Source organism: Enterococcus sp. S53, from assembly GCF_016516865.1.
Taxonomy (GTDB): Bacteria; Bacillota; Bacilli; order Lactobacillales; family Enterococcaceae; genus Enterococcus_D; species Enterococcus_D innesii.
Map to the genome: position 1 here is coordinate 1 of NZ_JACVUH010000001.1, position 24,063 is coordinate 24,063.

Consider the following 24,063-nt stretch of genomic DNA (forward strand, 5'->3'; position numbering starts at 1 on the left):
CGCCGATTGTAGTGAAGGGTTTCCCTTTGTGAGAGTAGGACGTCGCCACGCAGCCAAACACATGTCTTAATTGACATGTGTTTTTTTGTTATTACAACGATGTATCATTTTTCTAAAAACAATCACTTAAAATAACTTTTTATGGAAAAAAATGATACACTAGTAGTGAAGTATTTTTAGGAGGGATCATATGACTGACGATGCCAAAAAAGAACAAAATGTTGTTCAAGATCAAGACGTTGTTTCAGTTTCAGCGAATGAAGAAATATCCTTTGGCGATATCAAACAAGTAGCCTCAAAAAATATCGGTCAAATGCTGCAAGACCTGCAAGATTTTGAAGTAGCGATCGAAAAAGAGGATATTCCTGAAATTTATCGTATATATAATGGTCGATTGCACAAACAGTTAAAAGAAACATCAAATCAAAATCATGAGATTGATGAATTGTTATCAAGGAAGTTCCACGATAACTTCACCCAAGCTTTCCCATTTATGATGCATTGTGCCAAAATATCTCCTACGGTGCATTACTATAAGTTAGGAACCTATTATCATGAGCGAGCGACGATTGGTATCGATGCGAGTATTCCCGAAATTTTTGTTATCCCTGAGATAGATGAAGAGTGGGAAAAGTTCCAACGAGGTAATCGTGAGATGCTGACAGCAATCGAACAGCAGATGGACAAACTAGAAGCCAAACGGATCACAGCGTTATCTGAGGTAAAGGAAATCCAAAATCAGATCGATCAACTTACGGAAGCCGAAAATGAATTAACTGAATCAAAGGGTTTTTTCAATCGGACAAAAATCGATGAAGAACTAGAACATTTAACTTCTGAGCGAAAAGCATTAGAAGCCAAACGTAGAGAATGGGAAAGATATTCAAATAATAATGAAGAGGTTTTTGCTGAAAAAGAACGCCTACAGCAGCAATATCAAACATTGCGCTTAAAGAAAGCGATCGTAGAAAAAGAATTTCGTCAAATTGATACTTTTTTTGGTTCTTTTGATGAATTTACGACAAAAATAATGGCTTTCTTAGCTCACTATACGGGAAAGGAGCTGACTGATATTGACGAAAGAAACGCAGACAAATCCTGATGAATCACAGCTGCTGGAGCAGGAACCGACGCTAGAGATTCAAACAGAAGGCGCTAATGAAGTTGAGGTAAACGTACCAACAAATGCGACGGACTTAGTGAATGACGGTCCTTTAGTAGAAGATAGTAGAAATGTAGCGGATGATTCGTTTGATTCAGCGGAAGAAGAATCTGACTACGAAGATGATTATTACGCTGTAAAAGCGCAAGATCACCAACGAATCGAATCGCTTATTGAGCAAGCCGAAAACGAACTAGCTGATTTAAAATTGCGAAAATCAATCATGGAAGCTGATTTTTCTGGATTGCTTGCTCATTACCGTCAGTTGATTTTAACAGATCAAGATATTTCGGTGATCGCCAAAAAGACATTGCTTGAATACTATGCCTATGAATTCTTGAAACCATTAAAAACGATTCATTTAACTGCTACCGATAACTATGATACATGGAAGACAAAGCATTTCAATGTCCGTTTTCGTTTAACAGAAACAAAGGAGCTCGAGTTTAGTTTTAAACTAAATCCAGTCAATTCTACGTATCAATCCAGTTATTTGCCATTGTTGACTATCAATTCAAACTCCCAGTCGGTGGTTGTCAATGATGAACAGATTTTGCATTTAATCAGTCAATGGCATGCGGAGAATATTTTCTCGGTCAATCAGCTTTCGCTTTTTAATTATGATGTCAACTTGGTATTGGCGCATTTAAAAGAATTAGGCTTTACGGTTTCACCAAGCTTGATCGACAATACCCAAACCTTAGCTGTCGATATGGAAACAGATTTTCCTGTTGCAGCAGAAGTTCTCGATCAAATTTTTATTATCACGATGGAGAATCAGCAATATGATTTTATCACAGAAAACAAAGGCGAAATTCTTATTTTACTTGATAAAAATCAACGATTGACGATCCATTTGTATACAGAGTCCACTTTACTAACGATTGACTCAGATCAATGGAAGCGATCCTTATTAGATTTCTTCACAAGCTATCCGTTTTTAGTTCCACTTGTGGTAAAAGGTGAAGAATAAATGTTCTAAATTGGTTAAGAGTGCTAGAATGGTTTTTATAACTATTCAGCACTTTTTTTGGAAGGAGCAGTATGATGAAAAATAAAGCACTAGGTTTTTATGAAGGACGATCTTTAGATGATCTAGAAGTATTTACTGAAAAGGAAATTCCTATACCGATTTGCCAAACACATGATTTACTGGTGGAAGTACAAGCAGTTTCGGTCAATCCAATCGATACGAAACGTCGGCAAATGACTGTTTTAAGTGAAGATTTCCAGATCCAAGGGTATGATGCCGTTGGGATCGTTAAAGAAATCGGCTCAGCAGTTAGTGGCTTTGCCGTTGGTGATCGGGTATTCTATGCCGGAACCACACAACGACCTGGTGCGAATCAAAGGTTTCAAGCTGTTGATTCTCGAATCGCAGCAAAGGCACCAGCCGGCTTTTCTGACGGTGATCTTGCAGCTTTACCATTAACGAGTTTAACCGCATGGGAATTGCTATTTGAAAAATTTGGATATATTCCTGAAGAAAACGCCAATCAAGGATCGATTTTGTTGATCAATGCCAGCGGCGGTGTGGGTTCGATCGCTGCACAATTAGCAAAATGGGCAGGTTTAACCGTTTATGGCACTGCTAGTCCTAGAAACAACGAGTGGCTAAAAAACAATCAAGTGGATCATGTTCTTAATCACCGTTTACCTTTAGCCGAACAAATAAACAAACCTTTTTCAGCCATTGCCATTTTTTATGATGCCTCCACCTATTTGCCACAATTAACGAAAGCAATCGTCCCATTTGGTAAAGTCGGAATGATCGTCAATACGAAAGAAGCGCTCGATTTAAACCCATTTAAAAACCTTAGCATCGATTTTTATTGGGAGTACATGTTTGCCAAAACAGATGCTCAACTGATGTTTGAAACCCAAGGAGCGATCTTAAAACGAATCGCTTCGCTGTTAGTTAATGGCAAAATTCACACCACTGCGGTCCAAACGATTGATGGAGGAATCACGATCGAAAACTTAAAACTCGGTACCGAAGCGGTTGAGCGGGGAAATAAAGGCAAGACTGTGATTACAGGGGGCGTCTTATAGATGGAAGAAGAGGAAGCAATCCTGTTTTGGGATGAGTTTGCTCAAGATTATGCACAAATCCAGCAGGAGTCTTCATTGCAGATTGCGAAAGAGGTAGTTGCTTACTTATTGGAGCAGCAAGTGTTCCCGATATCTATTTTTGTTGACTTTGCTGCTGGTGCGGGTCGCTATATCCCCGCATTTTATCCTTATGTAAATGAGTATTATGCGATTGATTTTTCAAAGGAAATGCTTAGAATAATTGAAGAAACGATTGATGATCCACAGAATAAACTACACCTGATCCAACAGAGCCAAAGCGACTTTTTAACGACGGACCAGCACTGGCCCTGTATTTTCATGGCCATGAATCCAGCACTAAGAGACAAAAAGACATTGCTGCAGTTGCGAAAGAAAACCGATCAATTGATTATTCTTAGAACAATCGCTGAAGTCGAAAATGTGTTTCAGCCCTTTGAAGAAGACCCCGTAGCTGAAAAAGAGTTACAGCTTAATACCTACTACAAGAAGTGGTTATCAGAAGAGGCAATTGAATGGCGGAGCTGCCAGTTTGAGTATATGGTGAAAGAAGAGATCGATCGGGATCTCTTTCATCTTTATTTTGAGGATGAGTATTCATTGGAACAGCGGAAACAAATGGTTCAACGTATCTTTGGTGAATCGCTGACTGTTGAAAGCCATACGAAAATAACCTTTGAACTTCTTTTATCTCGATAGTAATCCCTCAAAGAGATCAAAAAAAAACGAGATTCTGACATAAGAGCGAAAAACAGAAACAGTAGTTATGCCTCTTTTGACTACTGGCTGCAAATGTCCTTATGCTGGAATCTCGTTTTGCATCGCTTTTGTTATAAGAAAAGATAGACAGTCGTTCCTAAGATCAGTAAGAAAAGAAGATTGACGATTAAGAACCATTTTTGAAATGCTTTGGCTTCTTTGGCTCGAGCTTGTTTCAGTAACTTATAGCCAATCAAATTGGCTAGTGAAGCAATCAATGTACCCAATCCGCCGACATTGACCCCTAAAAGAACGGCTTTTTCCAAGTCGGTGAAGGGAGCGATCAAAATCGCTGCTGGAACGTTAGAGATTCCTTGAGAGAGTAAAATACTGCCTAAAAAAGCGCGATGTGTTTCTTGAAAATACGGTCGAATGCGATTGGTGATCCACGTTTGGTCTTGAATATTGCCAACGATCAAGAAGAAGCAAATGAAGGTAAGCAATAAACGATAATCAACTTTGGAAAATAACCGTTTATTGCTGAACCAAACCACGGCTACGACGATAAGAACGGCTATGGAGATGGGTAGAACACTAAAAATACCCAAAATCATGATAACAAACAAGCCTGCATGGCGCATCGCTGTTTTTTTTTCATAGGCGTCTTCTTGAATAGTGATTTCTAGAGGCGATTTTGAAATAAGCTGAACCGAAACAAGCAGTAATAGTAAGGAAAACCCCACGAAAGTACCGGTTGTCCACATGAACTGTCCTAGTGAGATGTGATAATAAGAAAATAAAAATAAGTTTTGCGGGTTTCCAAAGGGAAAAAGGCTACTTCCTAAATTGGCTGCTACGATTAAATAGACGGCGCCTAATATGACACTAGTTCGCTGTTGTTCTTGTCTCGTTAAAAGCAGATAGATGGGCAATAAGGTTAAAATAGCTACATCGTTCGTTAAGAACATCGAACTAAAAAAGCTTAGAAGAACGACTGCACGAATCAAATCCCGCAAACTGCGGCTCTTTTCCACCAATTTTTGCCCAAATACCCGTAATAAGCCAGCTTCTTCCAACCCATTGATCACTAGCATTAATCCAAACAGCGACAAGATCACTTTGAAGTCAATAAACGACCAACGGAAGGTGCCAAAACAACAAGCAATGAGTGCTAGTAGCAGGGAAATCGAAAATAATCGATCGGCTCGAAAAAATGCTAACATTCGTTTTCCCATAGTTCACCACCTTTCTTCTCAAGAATTTTACCATTCCCGCGCTTTAGGAACAATAAATAACGCTTTATCCGTCTAATTCAAAGTCATTCAGGCAAATTTTATAGTTGACAAATGAGTCATTAATTGGGAAATTAGTATGTGAAAGGTGAAGGAGGTTCAAAAATGAATGTTATGCAGCTGCTTGAAAAAAATCAGCAGGTTCATTTTCAGATTTTAGCTGTTTTTTTTCAGAATGGCTCAGAGATCTCTTATAAGAAACTTGCAAAAACATTATCCATTTCCGCCCCCACTTTGCAAAAAGAGCTTCAAAATCTTCATCAGAATTTAGTCGCTTTCCATGAGGATGCGACATTGACTTATTTAGAAAATGATCAAGTACAGTTAACACTTCCGCTTGATTTCTCACTAAAAAAATTCTTTTATTCGTATCTGTCAGAGGCGATCGATTTTCAGATTTTGTCTTATTTGTTTTTTCATCGAGATGAGTCAACGACGAAAATGATGTTAGAACTCATGTTGAGTGAAGCATCTTTGTTTCGTCGATTCAAAGCCATCAATCAATTATTGAAAGAGTTCGATATCCAATTAAAAAATAAAAAATTAATTGGGGATGAAAAGCAAATTCGTTTTTTCTATTATCAATTTTTTTCACAAAGTTATCCCAATGAAGAATTGATTACCCGCTTGAATGCTCCAGCCATCAATAATTTGATTCGAGTTATTGAAAAACAGTTACAGACAACGTTTAGTCAAGCTGAGCGTTGGAAAGTTGGGTTATGGCTAGGCATTATGGAAGCTCGTTTTGATTATCGTGGCTCACAGCAGCATGAAGCCTCGTATCACCTATTAAAGTCTCTAGAAAATGAAGCCATGTTCCAGATTCTGCGGAATATCTTAGGACGCTACCTCAGTCGTTTTGCGGTTTCCTGGAGCGATTATGAAACGGTTTATTTCTATTTGTTTTTACTAGCAGAAGGCTTGATTGGTCCTTCAGAGGAGGGATTAAGCCAGAAGTCACTTTTCTTCCGAGAAATCGAAGCATTAAATGAAGAGTTGTTGCAGGCGATCGGTGATAGTGAAAGAAAGTCCGCAGAAACTTCAGTGGAGTTGGGTGTCTTCTTAACCAGCGTAACGATCCAAGCGCTATACATTCATGGCGGCATTATTGCTTTTGCTGAATTTCAGCCGCAAAGTGTTGCGAATGAAAGCTTGATTGTAGTGGCACAACAAGCAATCGAACAGTTGGAGAAAAACGTAAACCAGTCTTTTTCTCTTGAGAAAAAGCAGCATTTAACCAATGAATTGCTTTTGATCCGTCAATGGATTCAAGTAAAACAGGAAAAAGCATTTACCGTAGGCATTTTGTTGACTCAATCACGATTACGCAGTGGCTTTTTGCGGCGTTTTTTGATCAAAGAATTGGCTGGCTATCCGAATATTCACTTCGATGGGACGAAGGAGAAGGACTATGATTTATTGATTGTTGATCATTCTGAGATCTCGGAAGGCTATCGTTATAAGAAGCGATTGATTTTAACAGGTGGTGCAACCCCATTTGAAGAAGAGCGACTTCATCAAATCGTGGATGAAATACGCAATGAGAACCTTGAAAGTGAGTTGGAAAAGATATGAGAATAGTGATTATTGGAGGCTCTCATGCAGGAATTGCTGCTGCCCGTCATTTAAAAAAAGTTGACCCCAAAGTCGATGTGATTATTATAGAAAAATCAGGTGTCCTTGGTTACGTTGCCAGCAGCTTGAATTTAGTTTTAGAAGGATATATCTCGCGTCTGGAAGACTCACGGACCACAACTGCTAGCGAGCTTCTTTCAGAAGGAATCAATGTGATGCTGAACAGTGAAGTCATAAACATTTTTCCGCAAGAAAAACTGGTTCAATTTGTGACGTCAACGGAATCATATCGACAAGAAGATGAAGTGAGTTATGATGGCTTAATTTTAGCGATGGGATCGAGTACTTTCCGCTCGGAGTTCGCCTCAGATGTTGAAGCACATATAACGACCTACAAAACGATTGGTCAATCAAAGCAAGCACTAGAAAAAATCGAAAAGGCGCAAACCGTGGCGATCGTCGGCGCTGGCCTGATTGGGTTTGAATTGGCGGAATCGTTAAGTGGACAGCAAAAAGCGATTCACTTAATCGATCGAATGGATACGCTGTTGTTCCGGTATTTTGATCATGAAGTTGCAGAAATTTTGATGGAACGTTTTCCAGAGAACTTACAAATTTATCTTAACAGCAACGTTGCCCATACGATCAAAGACGAGAAGGGCGAATATCAAGGAATTGAGCTTTCAAATGGAACCCAGATTCAAGCTGATGTAGTCGTTTATGCTGTAAATCCGCGACCGAATGTCGCCTTAGTAGAAGACTTTTTAAAACTAAATCTCGATGGCACGGTATTTACAAATGAATACTTGCAAACGTCTGATCCATCCATCTATGCGATCGGCGATCTCGTCTCGATTCCTTTCAATCATTCGGATAGCTCTTTGTATATCCCTTTAGTGACTAATGCTTATCGGACGGGGATCGTAGCTGCTACCAATGTATTGGCTAATGAGCAGGGAACGACGAAAATTCCTTTTCCCAAAATGCAGCGCACGGTTGTTAGTAAATTGTTTGGCTATTTTGTCAGCAGTTCAGGTATCAATGAGACTGAGGCACCGTATTACGGCTTTGAAGTAGATTCAGTGACGCAGACATTTCATTCTCGGACATTTTTCGCGACAGATGAGGATTTTGAAGTAACCTTAAAACTGATTTTTGATCAGCAAACGAAAATAATCATGGGAGGGCAAATCATCACGAGTGATCGTGGAAGTTTAGAGATCATCAACACGATTTCAACGTTAATCAATAGCAAAACGTCCTTGCACCAATTAGCAACAATGGATTACTTTTTTAATCCTACCATTTCTTTTCCGTTGCATTTTTTGAATCAATTGGCCCTGGATGGCTTGTTAAAGTAAAGTATGTAACCTTGGTAAACCTACGATCATCGTAGGTTTATTTTTTTTGCACGTAACGATAATCAAGGAAGACTATCGCTTTCCATCAGTGACTGGTTTCGGTAATTAAAAATCAGGTGGGCTGCTGTTGGAGGTCGATGTCAACTACTATCATGATTTTTTTTGATGAAGAATCTCGAAACGAAAACGATAAAGCTTGTTCGATGACTGAACTGCTTTTGCTTATAGATTTTTATTGATAGACGATGATTGTTTAGGTGGAGGGGACACACGTCATTTGCTTTTAACTGATAAAATACATCATCTTGGGTAAGTGGTGATTTTACATGGTTTTCAATAGATGAAAACAAGTGCAAATCTAAGTGATCTGTTATTGAATGATACTCAGAAAGTGAATGTATCATTCGTAAGTATTTTTATAATCCAAAGGATAAAATAGACATCCTTGAGATAAGAATACGCTTATCGGCAGGTTTATAAGAGAAAAACATCACATAATTTCCTTTCCTCGCATACTCATTTTCCAAAAATTGCGATGGGAAAGGGATTTTTTTAAAAAACTTCTTGTGATTTTAAGTGAAATACGTTACCCTATTAAAGAGAGTGAGAATCATTCTCAATAACGAGGGGGCGGGGCATGTTGAAAAAAATCGGATTACTGCTGATCTTTATTCTTCTAGTGGGTTGCTCTTTGTTGGCAGGTACCCATGAATTGTCTTTAACAGGTTTACAGCAGGGTGATCCGAATCATTGGCTTGTTTTGGTAAAAGTTAGACTTCCACGGACGATCAGTTTGATCATTGCAGGTGGGATCATTAGTATCTGTGGAAAAATCATGCAGCACATGATGCAAAATAAATTTGTGGCCTCTGAGTCGATTGGGCTGACGGATAGCGCTCGCTTAGGAATTTTGCTGGTTATGCTCTTTCTGCCAAATGCCTCAAATTTGATTCGTACGACTGCAGCATTTGTGTTTGCTTATGCAGGGGTGTTGTTCTTTTTATTTTTAAGCCAATTTCTACCAAAGAAAGATCCAATGATGCTGCCTTTAACAGGGGTGATGTTCGGTAATATCATCGGTGCTATTAGTAGCTTCTTAGCCTATCGTTTCCAATTGGTTCAAAACGTTTCTTCTTGGCTACAAGGAAATTTTGCCACCATTATGGTTGGACAGTATGAACTTTTGTATTTGACGATTCCGGTTTTCGGTTTGCTGTATTTCTTAGCTTATGAGATCACGATCGCCGGTTTAGGTGAAAGTGCGGCTAAGAGTCTGGGGATCAATTACTTGTTCCTGCGTTTTGCTGTATTTGCTCTGGTGGCGTTTGCCAGCAGTGTCGTTTTACTGACCGTTGGACAAATCCCTTTTTTAGGGATCGTTATCCCAAATATGATCGGCATGGTCTTCGGGGATCATTTGAAAAATAATCTGGTCTTGATCAGCTTTGCCGGAAGCGCGTTCTTGTTATTGTGTGATGTATTGGCGAGAGTCGTCATCGCGCCGTATGAAATGCCGGTCAGTGTTGTCGCCGGCGTACTGGGTGGGTGCTGTTTCTTGATTTTGCTTCTGGGGAGGAAATTTCGATGAAGAAAAAACTCTTTCTCTTGTTGTTTCTAATCCTTTGTGCATGTATGGCCTATCTAACCTATAACACCTATGGTAACTGGTCCTTTGCCTTTGCATTACGAGGGCGTCGTATCATGGCTTTTGCTTTAGTTGCCATTGCAATCTCCTTTAGTACAATCACGCTACAGACACTGACGAGCAATCGCTATCTAACCCCTGGGATTTTAGGCTTAGATCAATTGTATGTCCTTGTTCAAACCCTTTGTTTCTTTTTTATCGGTGGGATTCAGATGTTAAGCCAAGAAACAGCAGCGATGTTTTTGTTCTCTGTCGGTTTAACTGCCGTTCTAGGAAGTTTCTTGATTGGCTTTTTCTATCAAAAAGCAGTCGCCGGACTATTTTTGTTATTGATGGCAGGTATGGTCTGTGGCACGATGTTCGGTAGTCTCAGCACCTTTTTACAAGTATTGATGGATCCAAATGAATATGATTTGCTGCAAGGCCGCTTATTCGCCAGTTTTGGCAATATAAACACCCAACATCTTTTGATTGCTGCCGCGATCATTTTGGTAGGGAGTATCTGTCTGGTTCTGCTGATTCCAGAATTAAATTTGCTCCATTTAGGAAGCGGACAGGCCAAAAGTTTAGGCGTTTCTGTTCAATGGCTTCATAGAGGTGTTTTATTTTTGATTGCTTTACTGACAGGCACTGCCACTGCTTTAGTTGGTCCAGCAGTTTTTCTAGGATTTGTGGTGGCAACGATCACCTATCAGCTTTTCCCAACTTATCGTCACGGTTGGCTCTTTGCCGGTGGTAGTTTGATTGGCTTTCTCCTGTTGGTAGGAGGTCAATTCCTAGTGGAACAGGTCTTTCAATGGCAAACGACCATCGGCACCGTGATCCAATTATTAGGTGGTATCTTTTTTATAAGCAAATTGCTGCTGGAAAGGAAAAAATCATGATCGAAACCAAAAATGTATCCAAGAATTATGCAAAAACACAAGTTTTGACGAAATGTTCCTTAGCGTTGCCGGAGCAGAAAATGATTGCTTTCATTGGGCCCAATGGTGCCGGAAAAAGTACCTTGCTTTCTTTAGTCAGTCGGATGTTGGATCAGCGCACCGGTGATATTTATCTGGATGGAACGGAGATTCGTCAATGGAAATCCAAAGAGCTAGCAAAAAAAATGGCTTTTTTGCAGCAAAGCAATCGCTATGCTGTCAATCTGACCGTAAGAGAACTAGTGGCATTTGGTCGTTATCCATATAACCGGGGACGACAATCGGCAGCAGATGATGTGATCATTGATGATTCTTTGTCTAAGTTATCTCTCACCGAATATGCTGGTCAATCGATCCATGAACTTTCAGGTGGGCAACTGCAAAGAGTTTACTTGGCGATGATCTTAGCCCAAGATACCGATTATTTATTATTGGACGAACCGTTAAACAATCTAGATTTGAAACATGCCAACCAGCTGATGAAATTATTGACTACATTGGTGGAAGAGTATCAGAAAACCGTTGTGATCGTTTTGCACGACATTAATTTTGCAGCACGATATGCCGATCACATCGTCGCTATGAAAGATGGTCAGATTTTTAAAGCAGCTGGCACAGAGGCAGTGATTCGAGAAGAGGTATTAGAAGCACTATATGAGATTCCAATCAAACTGGTACAAGTGGATGGGCGGCAATTTTGCTACACCTTCCAATAAAATTTTGTTTCTAAGGAGGAAAAAATGAAAAAAATAGTAGTAAGTTTTATGAGTATTTTCGTACTAGCGGGGTTGACCGCTTGCGGATCAAATAATACAGGGACAACAGATTCAACGGGGACAGCCCAAACCCAAGTAGAAGAAAGTGCACAAACGCCGACAGAAGTCGAGATTACGGACAGCAATGGGACTGTCACTGTTCCTTATGCGCCGGAAAAAGTTGTTGTCTTTGACAACAGTGCATTAGACACAATGGATGCCCTTGGTCTTGGAGACCGAGTCGTTGCTGCAGCAACCAGCAATCTGCCAGATTATTTATCAGCGTATGCAGATGTTGAATCAGCAGGGGGAATCAAAGAACCGGATCTAGAGAAAATCAATCAATTACAGCCGGATCTAATCATTATTTCAGGTCGGCAACGTGATTTTCAAGAAGAATTATCTGCCATTGCGCCAACCGTTTTCTTAAGCGTCGACAATAGTAATACGTGGGGATCGATCGAAGCTAATATTACGGCTATCGGACAAATCTTCGGTGTGGAAGAAGAAGCGAAAGAACAGCTGAATTCGTTGCAAACACAGATCAACACCTTGAAAGAGCAAGCACAAAGCGCTGACGAAAAAGCTTTGGTAGTTATGGTGAATGAAGGCAATCTTTCCGCTTTCGGTCCAGGATCTCGTTACAGTATCCTATATGATACGTTTGGTTTTCCGGCAGTTGATGAAGAGCTAGAGGCGTCAACTCATGGACAAAGTATTTCTTATGAGTACTTGCTTGAAAAAAATCCTGACGTCATCTTCGTGATTGATCGGACAAAAGCGATCGGTGGTAATGAAAGCGAAAGTGAATTTGTTGCAAACGAAATCGTACAAGAAACAAATGCTGGGCAAAACGATCAAGTGATTGAATTGGATGCTGCAGTTTGGTATTTAGCTGGTTCCGGATTGGAGTCGATCCAATTAATGATGGATGATGTCAAACCAGCCGTTGAATAAGTATGTGAGAACAAGAATCAAGTAACAAGGGGCACGCGTATCAGTTTACTGAGAATGCGTGTCTTTTTTTCATTTTCTAGGACCTACGACTGATTTTTGAGAACTTTACCAGCTTTACTTTACCTGTCGTAGTAATTGTTTTATAATTAGTACGACAGATGAAGTAATTTAGGAGGCGATTGCGTGATCTCGAGTGACGGAATTCGCGGCTATAACGACGCAATCATTTTATCCATTCTTTCAAAAGAAGATTCTTATGGATATGAAATATCCAAGCGTATTCGCGAAGGAACGGATGCCGTATATGTGATCAAAGAAACGACGTTGTATTCCGCTTTTACTCGGCTAGAAAAACAAGGATTGATTCGTTCCTATCCTGGAGAAGTGACGCATGGCAAAAAGCGGACGTATTACCAGATAACTGCAGACGGAAAAGCGAGCCTTACACAGAAACGATTGGAGTGGCAACAGACAAAGATCGTCGTTGACCAGTTCTTACAAGGAGGAGAAAAATGAAAACCATTCATGACTATTTAGACAGCTTATTTTTATCAGTACCCATCACACCGGAAATGAAGAGGGCAAAAGAAGACCTCTTAGCCATTATGGAAGACCACTACTTGGAATTAATCCATCAAGGGAAAAGTGAACACGAAGCCATCGGTGCGGTGATCAGTGAGTTTGGTTCGGTGGATGAATTGCTGCAAGAATTAAATGTTTCTAAAGAAGAACCAATTGATGATTGGTCCGATGCTATCACAGAAGATGATGCATTTGATTATTGGGGAACTGTGCGCCACTTTGCTTTCTCGTTGTCTTTGGGAATCGGCTTTTGTATCGCAGCTTTTGCAGCTTTGATGCTTTTTGTTAGTTTCTATGCGGAATTATTTGGTGTAATGGTGATGATCCTTTTTATCGCCATCGGGGTTGGTTTTATCATCTCTAGCAGTTTGCACTTTTCCGGTGCTCGTAAACAGTTGGATGATCGTCCGATCAAAAGGGATGCTAAACGAGAAGCCGCTCAGCAACTCGCAAATTATGAAAAAAGTTTTCGAATTGGTCTCGTTTTAGGAATTGGCGCCTGCATTTTTTCGATTGCGCCTGTACTGTTAAGTGAGCTGATTTATTACTCTGTCGAATTCGGTATAGCGCTATTTTTCTTGACGGTTGCAGTAGGTGTGTTCTTTATTATTTATGTAAGTATTATTCGGGCAGGGTTTGCGAAATTGGCTTCGGAAACGTATTTTATTCGCGACGAAGATCATCCTGGTGATCGAGCAACACGTCATAAATATGGCGAATCCGCTGGTAGAGTTACCTTTTTTCGAACAGTCTATTGGCCAGTGATTTTGGTCGTTTACATGCTTTGGTCCTTCATGTTTCATGCATGGGCTTACTCTTGGGTCATTTTTGTTATCGGTGGGGTCTTAGAGGACTACTTTATTGGTCAGACAAAAGCCAAAAAATAAGAGACGTTTCAACCGAGAGTGCTTTCTTTACTTTTAAAAAAAGGAAGACTATAATACGCCTTGTAACTGAATTAAGTAAAAAAGAACGGCGAGAAGTGAGATGTTCTCATTGCTTTTTTAAAAGTTCAGAATACAAGAAAAGAGGCAATGGATATGTTAGAAATTCATTATCTGAAAAATGGCAGCAAAGAAGTAACAACAGTTGAATCCCCGGAGCGCTTTCTTGCGAGCCAATACTTGGAAGTCCCACCTTTTCAAGACCATTACCCAGTCGAAGAAGTTTTTCTAGACGGCAAGCGGATCACGTTGAGGGAGCGAACGATCGGTGGATTGTTCAATTATTTCAATACTAAATAAAAAAATTGTCTTTTTCTATGACTTACTTTACTTTGTGAGGAATCATAGGAAGAGGCAATCTTTTTTTGTTTAATTGAGAATAGGAGATGTAATTGAGAATCTAACAGGTAGGAACTTTGCTTAGATATGATTAACCAAACTTATTACTATACTCCATTTGCTTTGAATAGAAAATAAATATGCTCATTTCTGAGGAGGATAACATTTTTTTTGACTATTTCTGAATATACTATTGCTTTTTATAGTTAGATATACTAATAATTAATAGAGATTATTCTCAAATAATTATTCTAATTGGAGGAAATGATATGTCATTAATTGGAAAAGAGATTGGTTCATTCGAAGCGAAAGCTTACCACAATGGAAAATTTATCGATGTTTCATCAGAAGATTTTAAAGGAAAATGGAACGTTGTTTGTTTTTATCCTGCAGATTTCTCATTTGTTTGTCCGACAGAACTTGAAGATTTGCAAGACCAATATGCATCATTAAAAGAATTAGGCGCAGAAGTTTATTCTGTATCAACGGATACCCACTACACACATAAAGCGTGGCATGATCATTCTGATGCCATCAATAAAATCGAATATATCATGATTGCAGATCCTTCTCATGTGATCTCAGAAATCTTTGATGTCTTAGACGAAGCATCAGGTTTGTCTCAACGTGGTACATTTATCATCGATCCAGATGGTGTGGTACAAACGGTTGAAATCAATGCGGATGGTATCGGTCGTGATGCTAGTGGCTTGATTGATAAAATCCGTGCAGCACAATATGTTCGTACTCATCCAGGTGAAGTATGTCCTGCAAAATGGAAAGAAGGCGAAGAAACATTAACGCCAAGCTTAGACCTTGTAGGCAAGATTTAGGAGGCTCTCATGGCATTAGATAAGGCAATCAAAGACCAACTGACCCAGTATTTAGCGATGCTGGAATCAGAGGTTGTTTTTGCAGCAAGTTTAGGTGAGGATGATTCTTCCACAAAAGTACGTGAATTCTTAGAAGAAATCGCAGAAATGTCGCCAAAAATCACGATTCAAGCTGTAGCAAGTAAACGAACACCAAGCTTTTCGATCAATCGTCCCGGTGAAGAAAGCGGCATCGCTTTTGCTGGTTTACCGTTAGGACATGAGTTCACTTCATTTATTTTAGCATTGCTTCAAGTAAGCGGTCGTCCGCCGAAAATTGATGAAGCACTACAAAAGCGCATCAAAGCGATCGATAAGCCATTACATTTTGAAACCTATGTCAGTTTGACCTGCCATAACTGTCCGGATGTTGTTCAAGCGTTAAACATTATGGCAGTGCTAAATCCTTCCATCAGTCACACCATGATTGAAGGTGGGATGTTCAAAGAAGAAATTGACAAGAAAAAAATTATGGCTGTGCCAACAGTCTTTCTAGATGGCGAAGAATTTGCAAGCGGCCGTCAAACGATCGAACAATTATTGGAAAAAGCAGCTGGTCCAACGAGTAAAGATGACTTTGCTGAAAAAGAGCTTTTCGATGTTTTGGTCGTCGGTGGCGGACCTGCAGGTGGAAGTGCAGCGATTTATGCGGCGCGTAAAGGTATCAATACCGGGATGGTCGTAGAAACGATGGGTGGCCAAGTGATGGAAACCCTTGGTATCGAAAACATGATCGGTACTCCTTATACCGAAGGACCAAAATTAATGCGTCAGGTAGAAGAGCACATCAACGAATACAAAGTCGATGTCATGAAAGGGCAGCGTGCCAAGGATATTCGTCGCAATGATGTCATCGAAGTTGAATTAGAAAATGGCGCAGTATTAAAAACCAAAACGGCTATTTTAGCAACCGGTGCTCGCTGGCGCAACATCAATGTTCCGGGAGAAAAAGAATTCAAAAATAAAGGTGTTGCCTATTGTCCACATTGTGACGGCCCGTTATTTGCTGGGAAAGAGGTTGCTGTCATTGGCGGCGGAAACTCTGGGATCGAAGCAGCGATCGATTTAGCTGGCATGGCAAAACATGTCTACGTTCTTGAATTTTTACCAGAACTAAAAGCGGACCTTGTGCTACAAAACCGTTTGAACACGTTAGAAAATGTGACTGTTATTACGAATGCCGCAACGAAGGAAATTGCTGGATCCGATCATGTCGAACAATTGACCTACGTTGATCGCGAAACGAATGGCGAATTCACATTAGCTGTGGAGGGTGTCTTCATTTTGATTGGCTTAATGCCGAATACTGAATGGTTAAAAGACCGCATCGTTTTAAACGAGCGTAATGAGATCGTGGTAGACAAACATGGCGCAACCAACATTGAAGGCGTCTTTGCAGCGGGAGATTGTACCGATAGTGTATACAAACAGATCATCACTTCAATGGGTTCAGGTGCTACTGCTGCGTTAGGTGCGTTTGATCATCTGATTCGCTCGTAAGCAGTCAACAGCTACTCATATATGATTTAAATCAGAAACGTCTCAGGAACTTCTAGGAGCTCCTGAACGTTTTTTTGTGGATGAGGGAATTTTAAGGCTGTTGACAGCAGGACAGTTTCTATATTACAATGAAAAAAACTCGTTCAAAAAAGAAAGAGGTATATTGATGAGTGTCATAGGTATCTAACCAGCCAATTAAAACAAATAAGCAAAAACAGACTGTTTATTTGTTGTGCCTGTAGATACCGATAAAAATCGTTATTGATGAATCAGGTGATGGGAGACTGTCGCTTTTTTTGTACACTTTTTTGGACGGGGATATTATCGGGATCCTCAGGCACAAGAAAGGATCACACATGAATATACCAAAAGCAACTGAATTTGAACAAATCAAAGAACAAGTAAGTAAAAAAATAATCAGCGATTACGGCAAAGCGCGCTTTGCGAATGAAAAACCAGCAGCTACGATCCACTCTGCACAAAAACGAGTGACAGAGACCACTGAAGCGATGGCGCTATTAGCCGCCGGTCGTCAAGTGCCTTTTATGGGGCTGCAGCATGTCTTACACCATACGGAGAAAATTGAAAAAGGGTTTGTTTTAGAACCACAGGAGCTTATCGAATATGGAGACTTTTTACGGTCTTTTCGAATCATCCGTCAATTGTTCGAAAAGAATCAATCGATCGCCCCAAAATTGCATCAATATGCGCAAGGTTTAGAAGACTTTTCTGAAATCGCCGAAATGATTTTCCAAAAGATTCGCAATGGTCAGGTTGATAGTAATGCCAGCCGAGAATTGCGGAAAATTCGCGGTACGATCGAAAAATATGAAGCTGATCTGAAAAAAGTTTTTGCAAAGTTTTTTAAAGAAAGTCGTTATTTACAAGAAAATCGTGTCATCAAAAAGAATGATCGATACACGTTACCCGTGCGCGCTGAATTCCAACAGCAATTTAAAGGAACGATCATCGAACGTTCCAATAAGCGTGCGACTGTCTTTATTGAACCGGAAGCAGCTGCCCGTCTGAATGATCGATTGATCTTGGCACAGGCGGAAGAAACGGCCGCTCAATACCAAGTTTTATCAGAATTGACCGGGGCGATCGCCGAACAAATGAATGCAGTATTTGCCTGTCTTGATATTTTAGTGGTACTAGATATTATTTTTGCTCGCGGAAAGTATTGTCGGGAAATCAATGGGCAACCGATAGCGATCACTGAAGAAGAAGTTTTGCTTCTTGATCAAGTCCGGCATCCTTTACTGGGCACTGATGCTGTTCCTCTATCTTTAAAACTAGGAGAAGAGAACCGATGTATGGTCATCACAGGGCCGAATGCTGGTGGTAAAACGGTTGTCTTAAAAACCGTCGGACTCGTTTGTGCGATGGCACATTACGGCTTATTTCCAGCGCATAATGGCAACAGCAGTGTACCGTTTTTAAAAAGTCTTTGGATGGATATTGGGGATCAGCAAAGTCTAGAAAATTCTTTAAGTACCTTTTCTGGACACATGTCGAATATTGCACAGATCATGACGAATGCCGGCCGGAACAGTATCGTTTTGTTGGATGAAATTGGCAGCGGGACTGAACCAAATGAAGGGGCGGCTTTAGCAATCGCCATTATGGAATCGATCTATCGTTCAGGGGCATTAATGATCGCCACGACTCATTATGGTGAAATCAAGCAATTTGCCCTTGACCATCAAGACTTTGAAACGGCAGCGATGGCGTTTGATGCCAAAACACTGACGCCCAAATACCGCTTGTTGACCAATGCGGTCGGTGAAAGTAATGCGTTTTGGATCGCCGAAAAAATGGCGATTCCAGCTGAGGTCGTACAAACGGCTAAGGAGTATTTAAAGGATAAATCCTATTCTTTTGAAAAGCAGCCTTTTGTGTCGACCAGAAAACGAACCGATCCGCAGGAAGTAAAGCCTGAGCACATTTTCCAAAAGGGAGACCAAGTCTTTTCAGCAGAACATGAAAAACGGGGACTCTTTTATGAATATTTAGAACAGGGGCAAGCGAAAATTTCGATTGAGAAACAATTTTTCGTTGTTGCTGCTCGACGATTGCAACTTCTCACAAAACGAGAAGCACTCTATCCAGACGGCTATGATCTAGATCAATTATTTTTCGATTTTGCTCAACGTAAATTTACCCGAGATATTGAACGTGGGTCTAAAAAAGCGCAAAAGCAGTTAAGAAAAGCAGCACAAGAGCGTCAAGCCAAACGATCATTTGATTGATCGGCACGGATATATTTATTCAGACAGTGCAAATCAAGAAAGCAGTTCTTTTTCAATCTTTAGAAAAAGAACTGTCTTTTTTTTGGAATGACCGTTTTTTAATAACGTATATTATTGAAGGGGATCCGGTGTTGATTGAATGATTTTCATTGTTTTTTCTTTAAAGGTCGGAAAATATTCGAAATATCTAATTTCTTTAAGAAAAGTTAAAGAAAAATAAAAATAACAAAGAATAGGTTGTATCTTTATTCGAGGAAGGGTACCATTCATATTGGATTGAAAAATAACATATAACCTTGTTAGGTGAGGCTCCTATACAAACATAAGCTATTGCGCAGAAACGTCGAAAGACGCCAATGTGTAGAACAGGAATTGTCGGATTAAGGCTTTTCATAAAATAGCTAAGAAAGGAAAGAACTTTCTTTACGTTGTATAGTGCTAAAACTCGGACGATGAGATTGCTGCGAAAGTCTGACGTCCTAAGAGAAGTGAGACTTTTTTGCTTTTCTTTTGATGGATGAATCAGCTCAAAAGGCAAAATAACTGGTACCGTCTGAACACCTACTCCAAGGCAAGAGGAGTGGAAGCAATGATAGAAAAAAAGAAGATCGATTGGCTGCTGATCATAGCTTATTTGCTATTGAGCCTTATCGGTCTTTTAATGATTTATAGTGCAAGTTCTTACCGTTTGTTAACGAGGGATCAGCCACCAGCGAGTTTATTCTTGCGTCAGCTTGTTTTTCTACTACTTAGCTGGGTGCTCCTTTTCATTATTCAAAGAACACGTCGAGAGATACTGCTTAGTAAGTACTTAGCGATCGGTTTGCTGGCATTTGGGATCTTTACATTGCTCTTAGCACGTGTGCCTTTTTTCGGCGTCTCTGTTAATGGTGCCCAACGCTGGGTCTCAATCGTAGGGATTCAATTTCAACCTTCAGAAATCGTGAATGTCGGTATGGTTTTGTATCTGGCTCATTACTTTCAAACAGCAAAAACCACCCTGCAGGAAATGAAGCGTCCCCTTTTGGTTTTGTTTTTGTGCTGTGTGTTGATCTTGATTCAACCAAAAGTAGCTGGGGTAATGATTTTACTTTTTTTAGCATTTGTCATGATTACTACGGTACAAGTGCCCGTGAAACTAACAGCTCTTTTATTTGGTGGCTTATTGATCAGTCTGTTCTTGATTGCCATGCTGATTATTTTTTTAGGAAACAATGATTTACTGCCCCACATGTTTATGCACGTTTATAACCGCATACGGTTAGTGGGGGATCCATTTTCCGATCCGTATAATCAGGGGTTTCAAATGATCCATTCCTACTACGCTTTGTTTAATGGTGGTCTTACTGGTCTTGGCTTAGGAAACAGCATCACTAAAAAAGGCTTTTTACCAGTAGCAGAAACAGATTTTATTTTCTCAGTTTTAGTAGAAGAACTAGGCTTGATTTTTGGTATTTTTGTTATCGGCTTATTATTCGTGATCATCTTGCGTTTATTTATGCGATCTGCTGCAATTGAAAACCCTCAAATAGGCTTGATTTTATTAGGGACGAGTACGTTGCTTTTGTTGCAAACAAGTATTAATATTGCCAGTATTTTAGGTTTGATGCCGATGACGGGGGTGCCGCTACCATTCATTAGTTATGGTGGTTCTAGTTACTTTATTCTTTCATTTGCCTTTAGTTTATGCCTGAAACTAGAACGAGAGGAGGGCATCCTTAATGAAGTTCCTCAAACGTCATGAAGCAAACTATGCTTTACTGCTGCCGGTTTTCCTGCTGTTTTTGTTAAGTATCTGGGTACAACATCAAGCATCTGTGATGGATGGCAATGATCCTTCAAGGATTGTTTTGCGGCAGATCCTCTTTTGTATTCTTTCGGCGATTGCTCTTTTTGTGACGAGTTTGATTCCTACGAATTTACTCCTCCGCTTTTCTGGTCTTTTGTACTTACTATCCCTTAGTTTGATGGCTTCTCTTCATTGGTTTTATGATCAAACGATGTTCGAACAAACGAACACCAAACGGTGGATCAGATTTGGTGCGTTCACGATTCAGCCTTCCGAGTTTATGAAAGTGGCCTTTATGCTCTTTATGGTCTATCTCACCTTAGTTTATGAAAAACGAAAAGCCGAACGAACGATCAAATCCGATTTGATCTATGTCACTAAGATCCTGCTATACAGCTTACCCACGTTTTTATTGATGTTTATGCAGCGGGACTTTGGAACGAGCTTGGTGTTTATCGTGATGTTAGGTGCCTTATTCATCATTTCTGGTGTTCATTGGAAAATACTGACTGTCGTGATCGGGTTGATTGCCGCTCTTGGTGCTATTTTGTTGCTGCTCGTATTCACGGAATGGGGCAATCGTGTGTTGTTTCGACTGCACTTCTCACAATACCAATTGGATCGTGTGAGAGCTTGGGCAGATCCTTTCGCTTATCAAGATTCCATCGCTTTTCAACAAGTCCGCAGTATGTGGGCGATCGGTTCCGGAGGCTTATTGGGAGCGCCAGCTACCCATACAACGGTGTATGTTCCGGTTCGTGAGTCAGATATGATCTTTACAGTCATTGGAGAAACGTATGGTTTTTTAGGAAGTACTTTAGTCATCTTCCTTTATTTTTATCTGATCTATCAAATCATTTTTGCTGCTTTAAAAACAAATAACAAAGCATCGGTCTATATTGCGATCACTTATGTGTTTGGTTTAGTTTTTCAAATTTTTGAAAACATCGGAGCGGCGATCGGTTTGCTGCCTTTAACCGGCATTCCTTTACCATTCTTAAGTCAAGGAGGCACCTCACTGATTGCGATCAGCATTGCTATGGGAATTATCTTTGGGTTAGATAAATTTCCGGCAAAAGCCAAAAATAGGTCGTATACATTAAAAGAAAGTAGGAGCTTAACATGAGTAAAACAGCAAAAAAAGGAGTGATAGGTGGAGTACTCTGCAGCTGTTTTGCATGGCTGTTTTTCCTCGTTGCATTAGAACCACACTGGTTCCAAAGCATCGACAACCTGTTTTCCCAATTGCCTCAAGGGCGGACACCTGCTGTGGAATCGATTTTTCTTCCGCTTGCCAGTACGGCCACGATCATTCCCATAGCGGCCATTCATTTTCTGTTAGCAAGTATTTTATTTATGCGCAAGCAGTATTTAGAAAGTTTATGGTTGATGGCGAACATGATTGTGATCAGTGGGGTCGGTCAAGTGATCAAGAAAGTAGTTGATCGCCCGAGACCGGATTTTGCTGACAGCATGGAGCGGGCATCAGCAAGTTTTCCAAGTGGACATACATTATTAGCGACCACTTTGATTATTTCTCTCCTCTTTTTCTTAGGGCAAACAGTTCCCGCTAAAAGAGGCAAGCGTCACTTTATCCAAAACCTGGCACTATTTCTTGGAATGATCTATTTGTTGCTGATCATGATGAGTCGGTTGCTATTCGGGGTTCATTATCCCAGTGACTTGCTAGCAAGTATTTTATTGGCAAGTGGGATCAGTTATATCACCTATGCTTTCGTCTTTTCAATCAAAAAACGTGTACTTAGGGGGAAATAAAATGAGTACAGCAAAAAAACTAATAATCATTTTCCTAGTATTGCTGACGGGAATTATTTCAGCAGGAACCGTCTATGCCATTAGGGTGTATTTTCAAGTAGAGGATGTTGCTCACTCGATCCATCGTCCGATCGAAGGACGAGAAGAGGCGGAGGTCATCGAAAATGCTGAACCTTTGAGCCTTCTTTTGTTGGGGATCGCCAATGATTCCCGGCGCAAAACCGATTTTCGTGCAAACACCATCATGGTGGCAACGTTGAATCCTGCCACGCGAAAAACCACCCTCACGAGTATTCCTAGAGATGCCTATGTGGAGATCGTGGGACAAGGATACCATGATAAAATCAATCATGCTCATTCTTTCGGTGGAGCAAAAATGATGATTGAAACCGTTGAACAATACCTTGATATACCGATCCATCATTATTTCTCCTTAAACATGGATGGGATGGCAGATCTTGTCGATGCAATTGGTGGCATCACGGTTGAAAATGAATTTGCTTTTACTGCCGAGAAGATCGATTACCCAGAGGGTACCCTTGAGTTAGATGGCTGGGAGGCACTCCAGTATACCCGTATGCGAAAAGATGATCCAGAAGGCGACTATGGACGTCAGCGTCGTCAAAGAGAAGTGACTGAAATTTTGGCCAATGAGTTAGTTTCACTTTCAAGCGTGATGCGGATTCAGGATCTGCTAACGATTATTGGAGATAATGGCGAAACGGATTTAACTTTTTCACAAATGAGTCGCCTATTCACTCAATATCAATCCGCATTAGGGACCGTCGAGTCTTACCAAATGGCTGGCAGTGGGTTCACGGGTGATGGCTTTAGAGGAGAATATGGGATTTCTTATCAAGAAGTAACGCCTGAAGAACAACAGACGACGAGCCAACGTTTAAAAAATGAGTTGTTGATTGATTAAGCTTTTGGTTTAGAAACAGAGCTAGTATATTTTTGTTCATCCAGTAAGTTAGTAATTAGAGTTGACAGCCGCTTTTCCTCAGGATACTCTTTAGTCAAGCAAGCATTACGGCTTGACGGATAGCAAGAGTTTGTCTGGAAAAGAGCTGTCAGCTCTATTTCTATTGTGCCACTTTTTCGCTATGCTGTCACAAGGAGGAGAAGTATGAAAATCGTCTTTCAAGACCACTTACCATCTGATTCAAATCAAGTACTCGCCTTGTACGAGGGGGTTGGTTGGAGCGCCTACACCAAAGAACCTGAGCGTCTTCTAAAAGGGCTAGCTCAATCACAGGTGATAACGGCCTATGTTGAAGAGCAACTAGTGGGGCTCATCCGTTGTATAACCGATGGACAAACCATTCTTTATATTCAAGATCTATTAGTTGCACCCGAGTTCCAACGTCAAAAAATCGGTCAGCGATTACTCAAAAAAATGCTGGCGAATCATCCATCGATACGGCAAAAGGTTCTGATTACGGACAACACAGAAAAAACGCGTCGTTTTTATGAAACGTGTGGCTTTTCTTCTGTGGAAGAGCAACAAATTGCCGCATTTATCTATTTACCAAAAAGCGAATAAGGGACAAGAAAATCAATGTGTCAC

22 protein-coding genes and 1 riboswitch are annotated in these 24,063 nt (G+C 40.4%); of the genes, 21 read left to right on the forward strand and 1 reads right to left on the reverse strand.

The genetic code is table 11. The features are described from left to right. Positions 1-190: 190 nt before the first annotated feature. The 4 genes from IAE45_RS00005 to IAE45_RS00020 all read left to right on the forward strand — a co-directional run bounded on the left by IAE45_RS00005 (position 191) and on the right by IAE45_RS00020 (position 3,931). Positions 191-1,102: a hypothetical protein gene (locus IAE45_RS00005; protein ID WP_081118738.1), complete on the forward strand. Its 912-nt coding sequence runs from the start codon at positions 191-193 to the stop codon at positions 1,100-1,102. Then, positions 1,074-2,135, forward strand: a complete 1,062-nt coding sequence (locus IAE45_RS00010; protein ID WP_200124381.1) for a hypothetical protein — start codon at positions 1,074-1,076, stop codon at positions 2,133-2,135. The genes IAE45_RS00005 and IAE45_RS00010 overlap by 29 nt, the downstream gene beginning before the upstream one ends. A gap of 71 nt (positions 2,136-2,206) precedes the next feature. Then, entirely contained in the window at positions 2,207-3,214 is a 1,008-nt protein-coding gene (locus tag IAE45_RS00015) for a zinc-binding alcohol dehydrogenase family protein (RefSeq protein WP_200124383.1), read from the forward strand. Further along, positions 3,215-3,931 (forward strand): class I SAM-dependent methyltransferase, encoded by a 717-nt coding sequence (locus IAE45_RS00020; protein ID WP_096742643.1) that lies wholly within the window; start codon positions 3,215-3,217, stop codon positions 3,929-3,931. It abuts the gene before it with no gap. A 131-nt stretch (positions 3,932-4,062) separates the two neighbouring features. Here the strand turns inward: IAE45_RS00020 and IAE45_RS00025 are convergent, their stop codons facing one another. Next, positions 4,063-5,166 (reverse strand): SLC13 family permease, encoded by a 1,104-nt coding sequence (locus IAE45_RS00025; RefSeq protein ID WP_200124385.1) that lies wholly within the window; start codon positions 5,164-5,166, stop codon positions 4,063-4,065. 162 nt (positions 5,167-5,328) lie between these two features. Between IAE45_RS00025 and IAE45_RS00030 the strand changes: the two genes are divergently transcribed. The 17 genes from IAE45_RS00030 (at position 5,329) to IAE45_RS00110 (ending at position 24,039) form a co-directional block, all read left to right on the forward strand. Beyond that, entirely contained in the window at positions 5,329-6,798 is a 1,470-nt protein-coding gene (locus IAE45_RS00030; RefSeq protein ID WP_170920147.1) for a helix-turn-helix domain-containing protein, read from the forward strand. Next, entirely contained in the window at positions 6,795-8,159 is a 1,365-nt protein-coding gene (locus IAE45_RS00035) for an FAD-dependent oxidoreductase (protein WP_081118732.1), read from the forward strand. The genes IAE45_RS00030 and IAE45_RS00035 overlap by 4 nt, the downstream gene beginning before the upstream one ends. Positions 8,160-8,796: 637 nt before the next feature. Then, positions 8,797-9,747: an ABC transporter permease gene (locus IAE45_RS00040; RefSeq protein WP_077453473.1), complete on the forward strand. Its 951-nt coding sequence runs from the start codon at positions 8,797-8,799 to the stop codon at positions 9,745-9,747. Further along, a complete protein-coding gene (locus tag IAE45_RS00045) occupies positions 9,744-10,688 on the forward strand; it encodes an iron chelate uptake ABC transporter family permease subunit (RefSeq protein ID WP_140965567.1) in 945 nt (314 codons plus the stop codon). Before IAE45_RS00040 ends, IAE45_RS00045 begins: the two co-directional genes overlap by 4 nt. Next, positions 10,685-11,443, forward strand: a complete 759-nt coding sequence (locus IAE45_RS00050) for an iron ABC transporter ATP-binding protein (protein WP_081118730.1) — start codon at positions 10,685-10,687, stop codon at positions 11,441-11,443. Before IAE45_RS00045 ends, IAE45_RS00050 begins: the two co-directional genes overlap by 4 nt. 24 nt (positions 11,444-11,467) lie before the next feature. After that, positions 11,468-12,439 carry a siderophore ABC transporter substrate-binding protein gene (locus tag IAE45_RS00055; protein WP_077453471.1) on the forward strand — a complete coding sequence of 324 codons (972 nt, stop codon included), beginning with the start codon at positions 11,468-11,470 and terminating at the stop codon, positions 12,437-12,439. Between the two features lie 183 nt (positions 12,440-12,622). Further along, positions 12,623-12,955 (forward strand): PadR family transcriptional regulator, encoded by a 333-nt coding sequence (locus IAE45_RS00060; RefSeq protein ID WP_077453470.1) that lies wholly within the window; start codon positions 12,623-12,625, stop codon positions 12,953-12,955. Then, positions 12,952-13,908, forward strand: a complete 957-nt coding sequence (locus IAE45_RS00065; RefSeq protein ID WP_200124387.1) for a permease prefix domain 1-containing protein — start codon at positions 12,952-12,954, stop codon at positions 13,906-13,908. The genes IAE45_RS00060 and IAE45_RS00065 overlap by 4 nt, the downstream gene beginning before the upstream one ends. A gap of 153 nt (positions 13,909-14,061) precedes the next feature. Continuing rightward, the gene (locus IAE45_RS00070; RefSeq protein WP_034871989.1) at positions 14,062-14,265 is read left to right on the forward strand and encodes a hypothetical protein; all 204 of its coding nucleotides are present in this window, start codon (positions 14,062-14,064) and stop codon (positions 14,263-14,265) included. Between the two features lie 308 nt (positions 14,266-14,573). Further along, positions 14,574-15,137 (forward strand): alkyl hydroperoxide reductase subunit C, encoded by a 564-nt coding sequence (gene ahpC, locus IAE45_RS00075; RefSeq protein ID WP_005226227.1) that lies wholly within the window; start codon positions 14,574-14,576, stop codon positions 15,135-15,137. A 9-nt stretch (positions 15,138-15,146) separates the two neighbouring features. After that, on the forward strand, positions 15,147-16,676 hold the full coding sequence (ahpF, locus tag IAE45_RS00080) for an alkyl hydroperoxide reductase subunit F (RefSeq protein ID WP_077453467.1): 1,530 nt from the start codon (positions 15,147-15,149) through the stop codon (positions 16,674-16,676). 356 nt (positions 16,677-17,032) lie between these two features. Further along, the gene (locus tag IAE45_RS00085; RefSeq protein ID WP_200124389.1) at positions 17,033-18,928 is read left to right on the forward strand and encodes an endonuclease MutS2; all 1,896 of its coding nucleotides are present in this window, start codon (positions 17,033-17,035) and stop codon (positions 18,926-18,928) included. A gap of 288 nt (positions 18,929-19,216) precedes the next feature. Next, a riboswitch (M-box (ykoK) riboswitch) is annotated at positions 19,217-19,392 on the forward strand. Positions 19,393-19,517: 125 nt separating this feature from the next. Next, positions 19,518-20,672, forward strand: coding sequence for an FtsW/RodA/SpoVE family cell cycle protein (locus tag IAE45_RS00090; RefSeq protein WP_170920146.1), 1,155 nt, complete (start codon positions 19,518-19,520; stop codon positions 20,670-20,672). Next, the gene (locus IAE45_RS00095; protein WP_200124391.1) at positions 20,650-21,843 is read left to right on the forward strand and encodes an FtsW/RodA/SpoVE family cell cycle protein; all 1,194 of its coding nucleotides are present in this window, start codon (positions 20,650-20,652) and stop codon (positions 21,841-21,843) included. Before IAE45_RS00090 ends, IAE45_RS00095 begins: the two co-directional genes overlap by 23 nt. After that, complete coding sequence (locus IAE45_RS00100) at positions 21,840-22,493, forward strand: phosphatase PAP2 family protein (RefSeq protein WP_077453464.1); 654 nt, start codon at positions 21,840-21,842, stop codon at positions 22,491-22,493. The genes IAE45_RS00095 and IAE45_RS00100 overlap by 4 nt, the downstream gene beginning before the upstream one ends. Before the next feature lies 1 nt (position 22,494). Beyond that, on the forward strand, positions 22,495-23,418 hold the full coding sequence (locus IAE45_RS00105; protein WP_081118723.1) for an LCP family glycopolymer transferase: 924 nt from the start codon (positions 22,495-22,497) through the stop codon (positions 23,416-23,418). Positions 23,419-23,622: 204 nt separating this feature from the next. Next, on the forward strand, positions 23,623-24,039 hold the full coding sequence (locus IAE45_RS00110; protein ID WP_077453463.1) for a GNAT family N-acetyltransferase: 417 nt from the start codon (positions 23,623-23,625) through the stop codon (positions 24,037-24,039). The last annotated feature ends 24 nt before the right edge of the window (positions 24,040-24,063 follow it).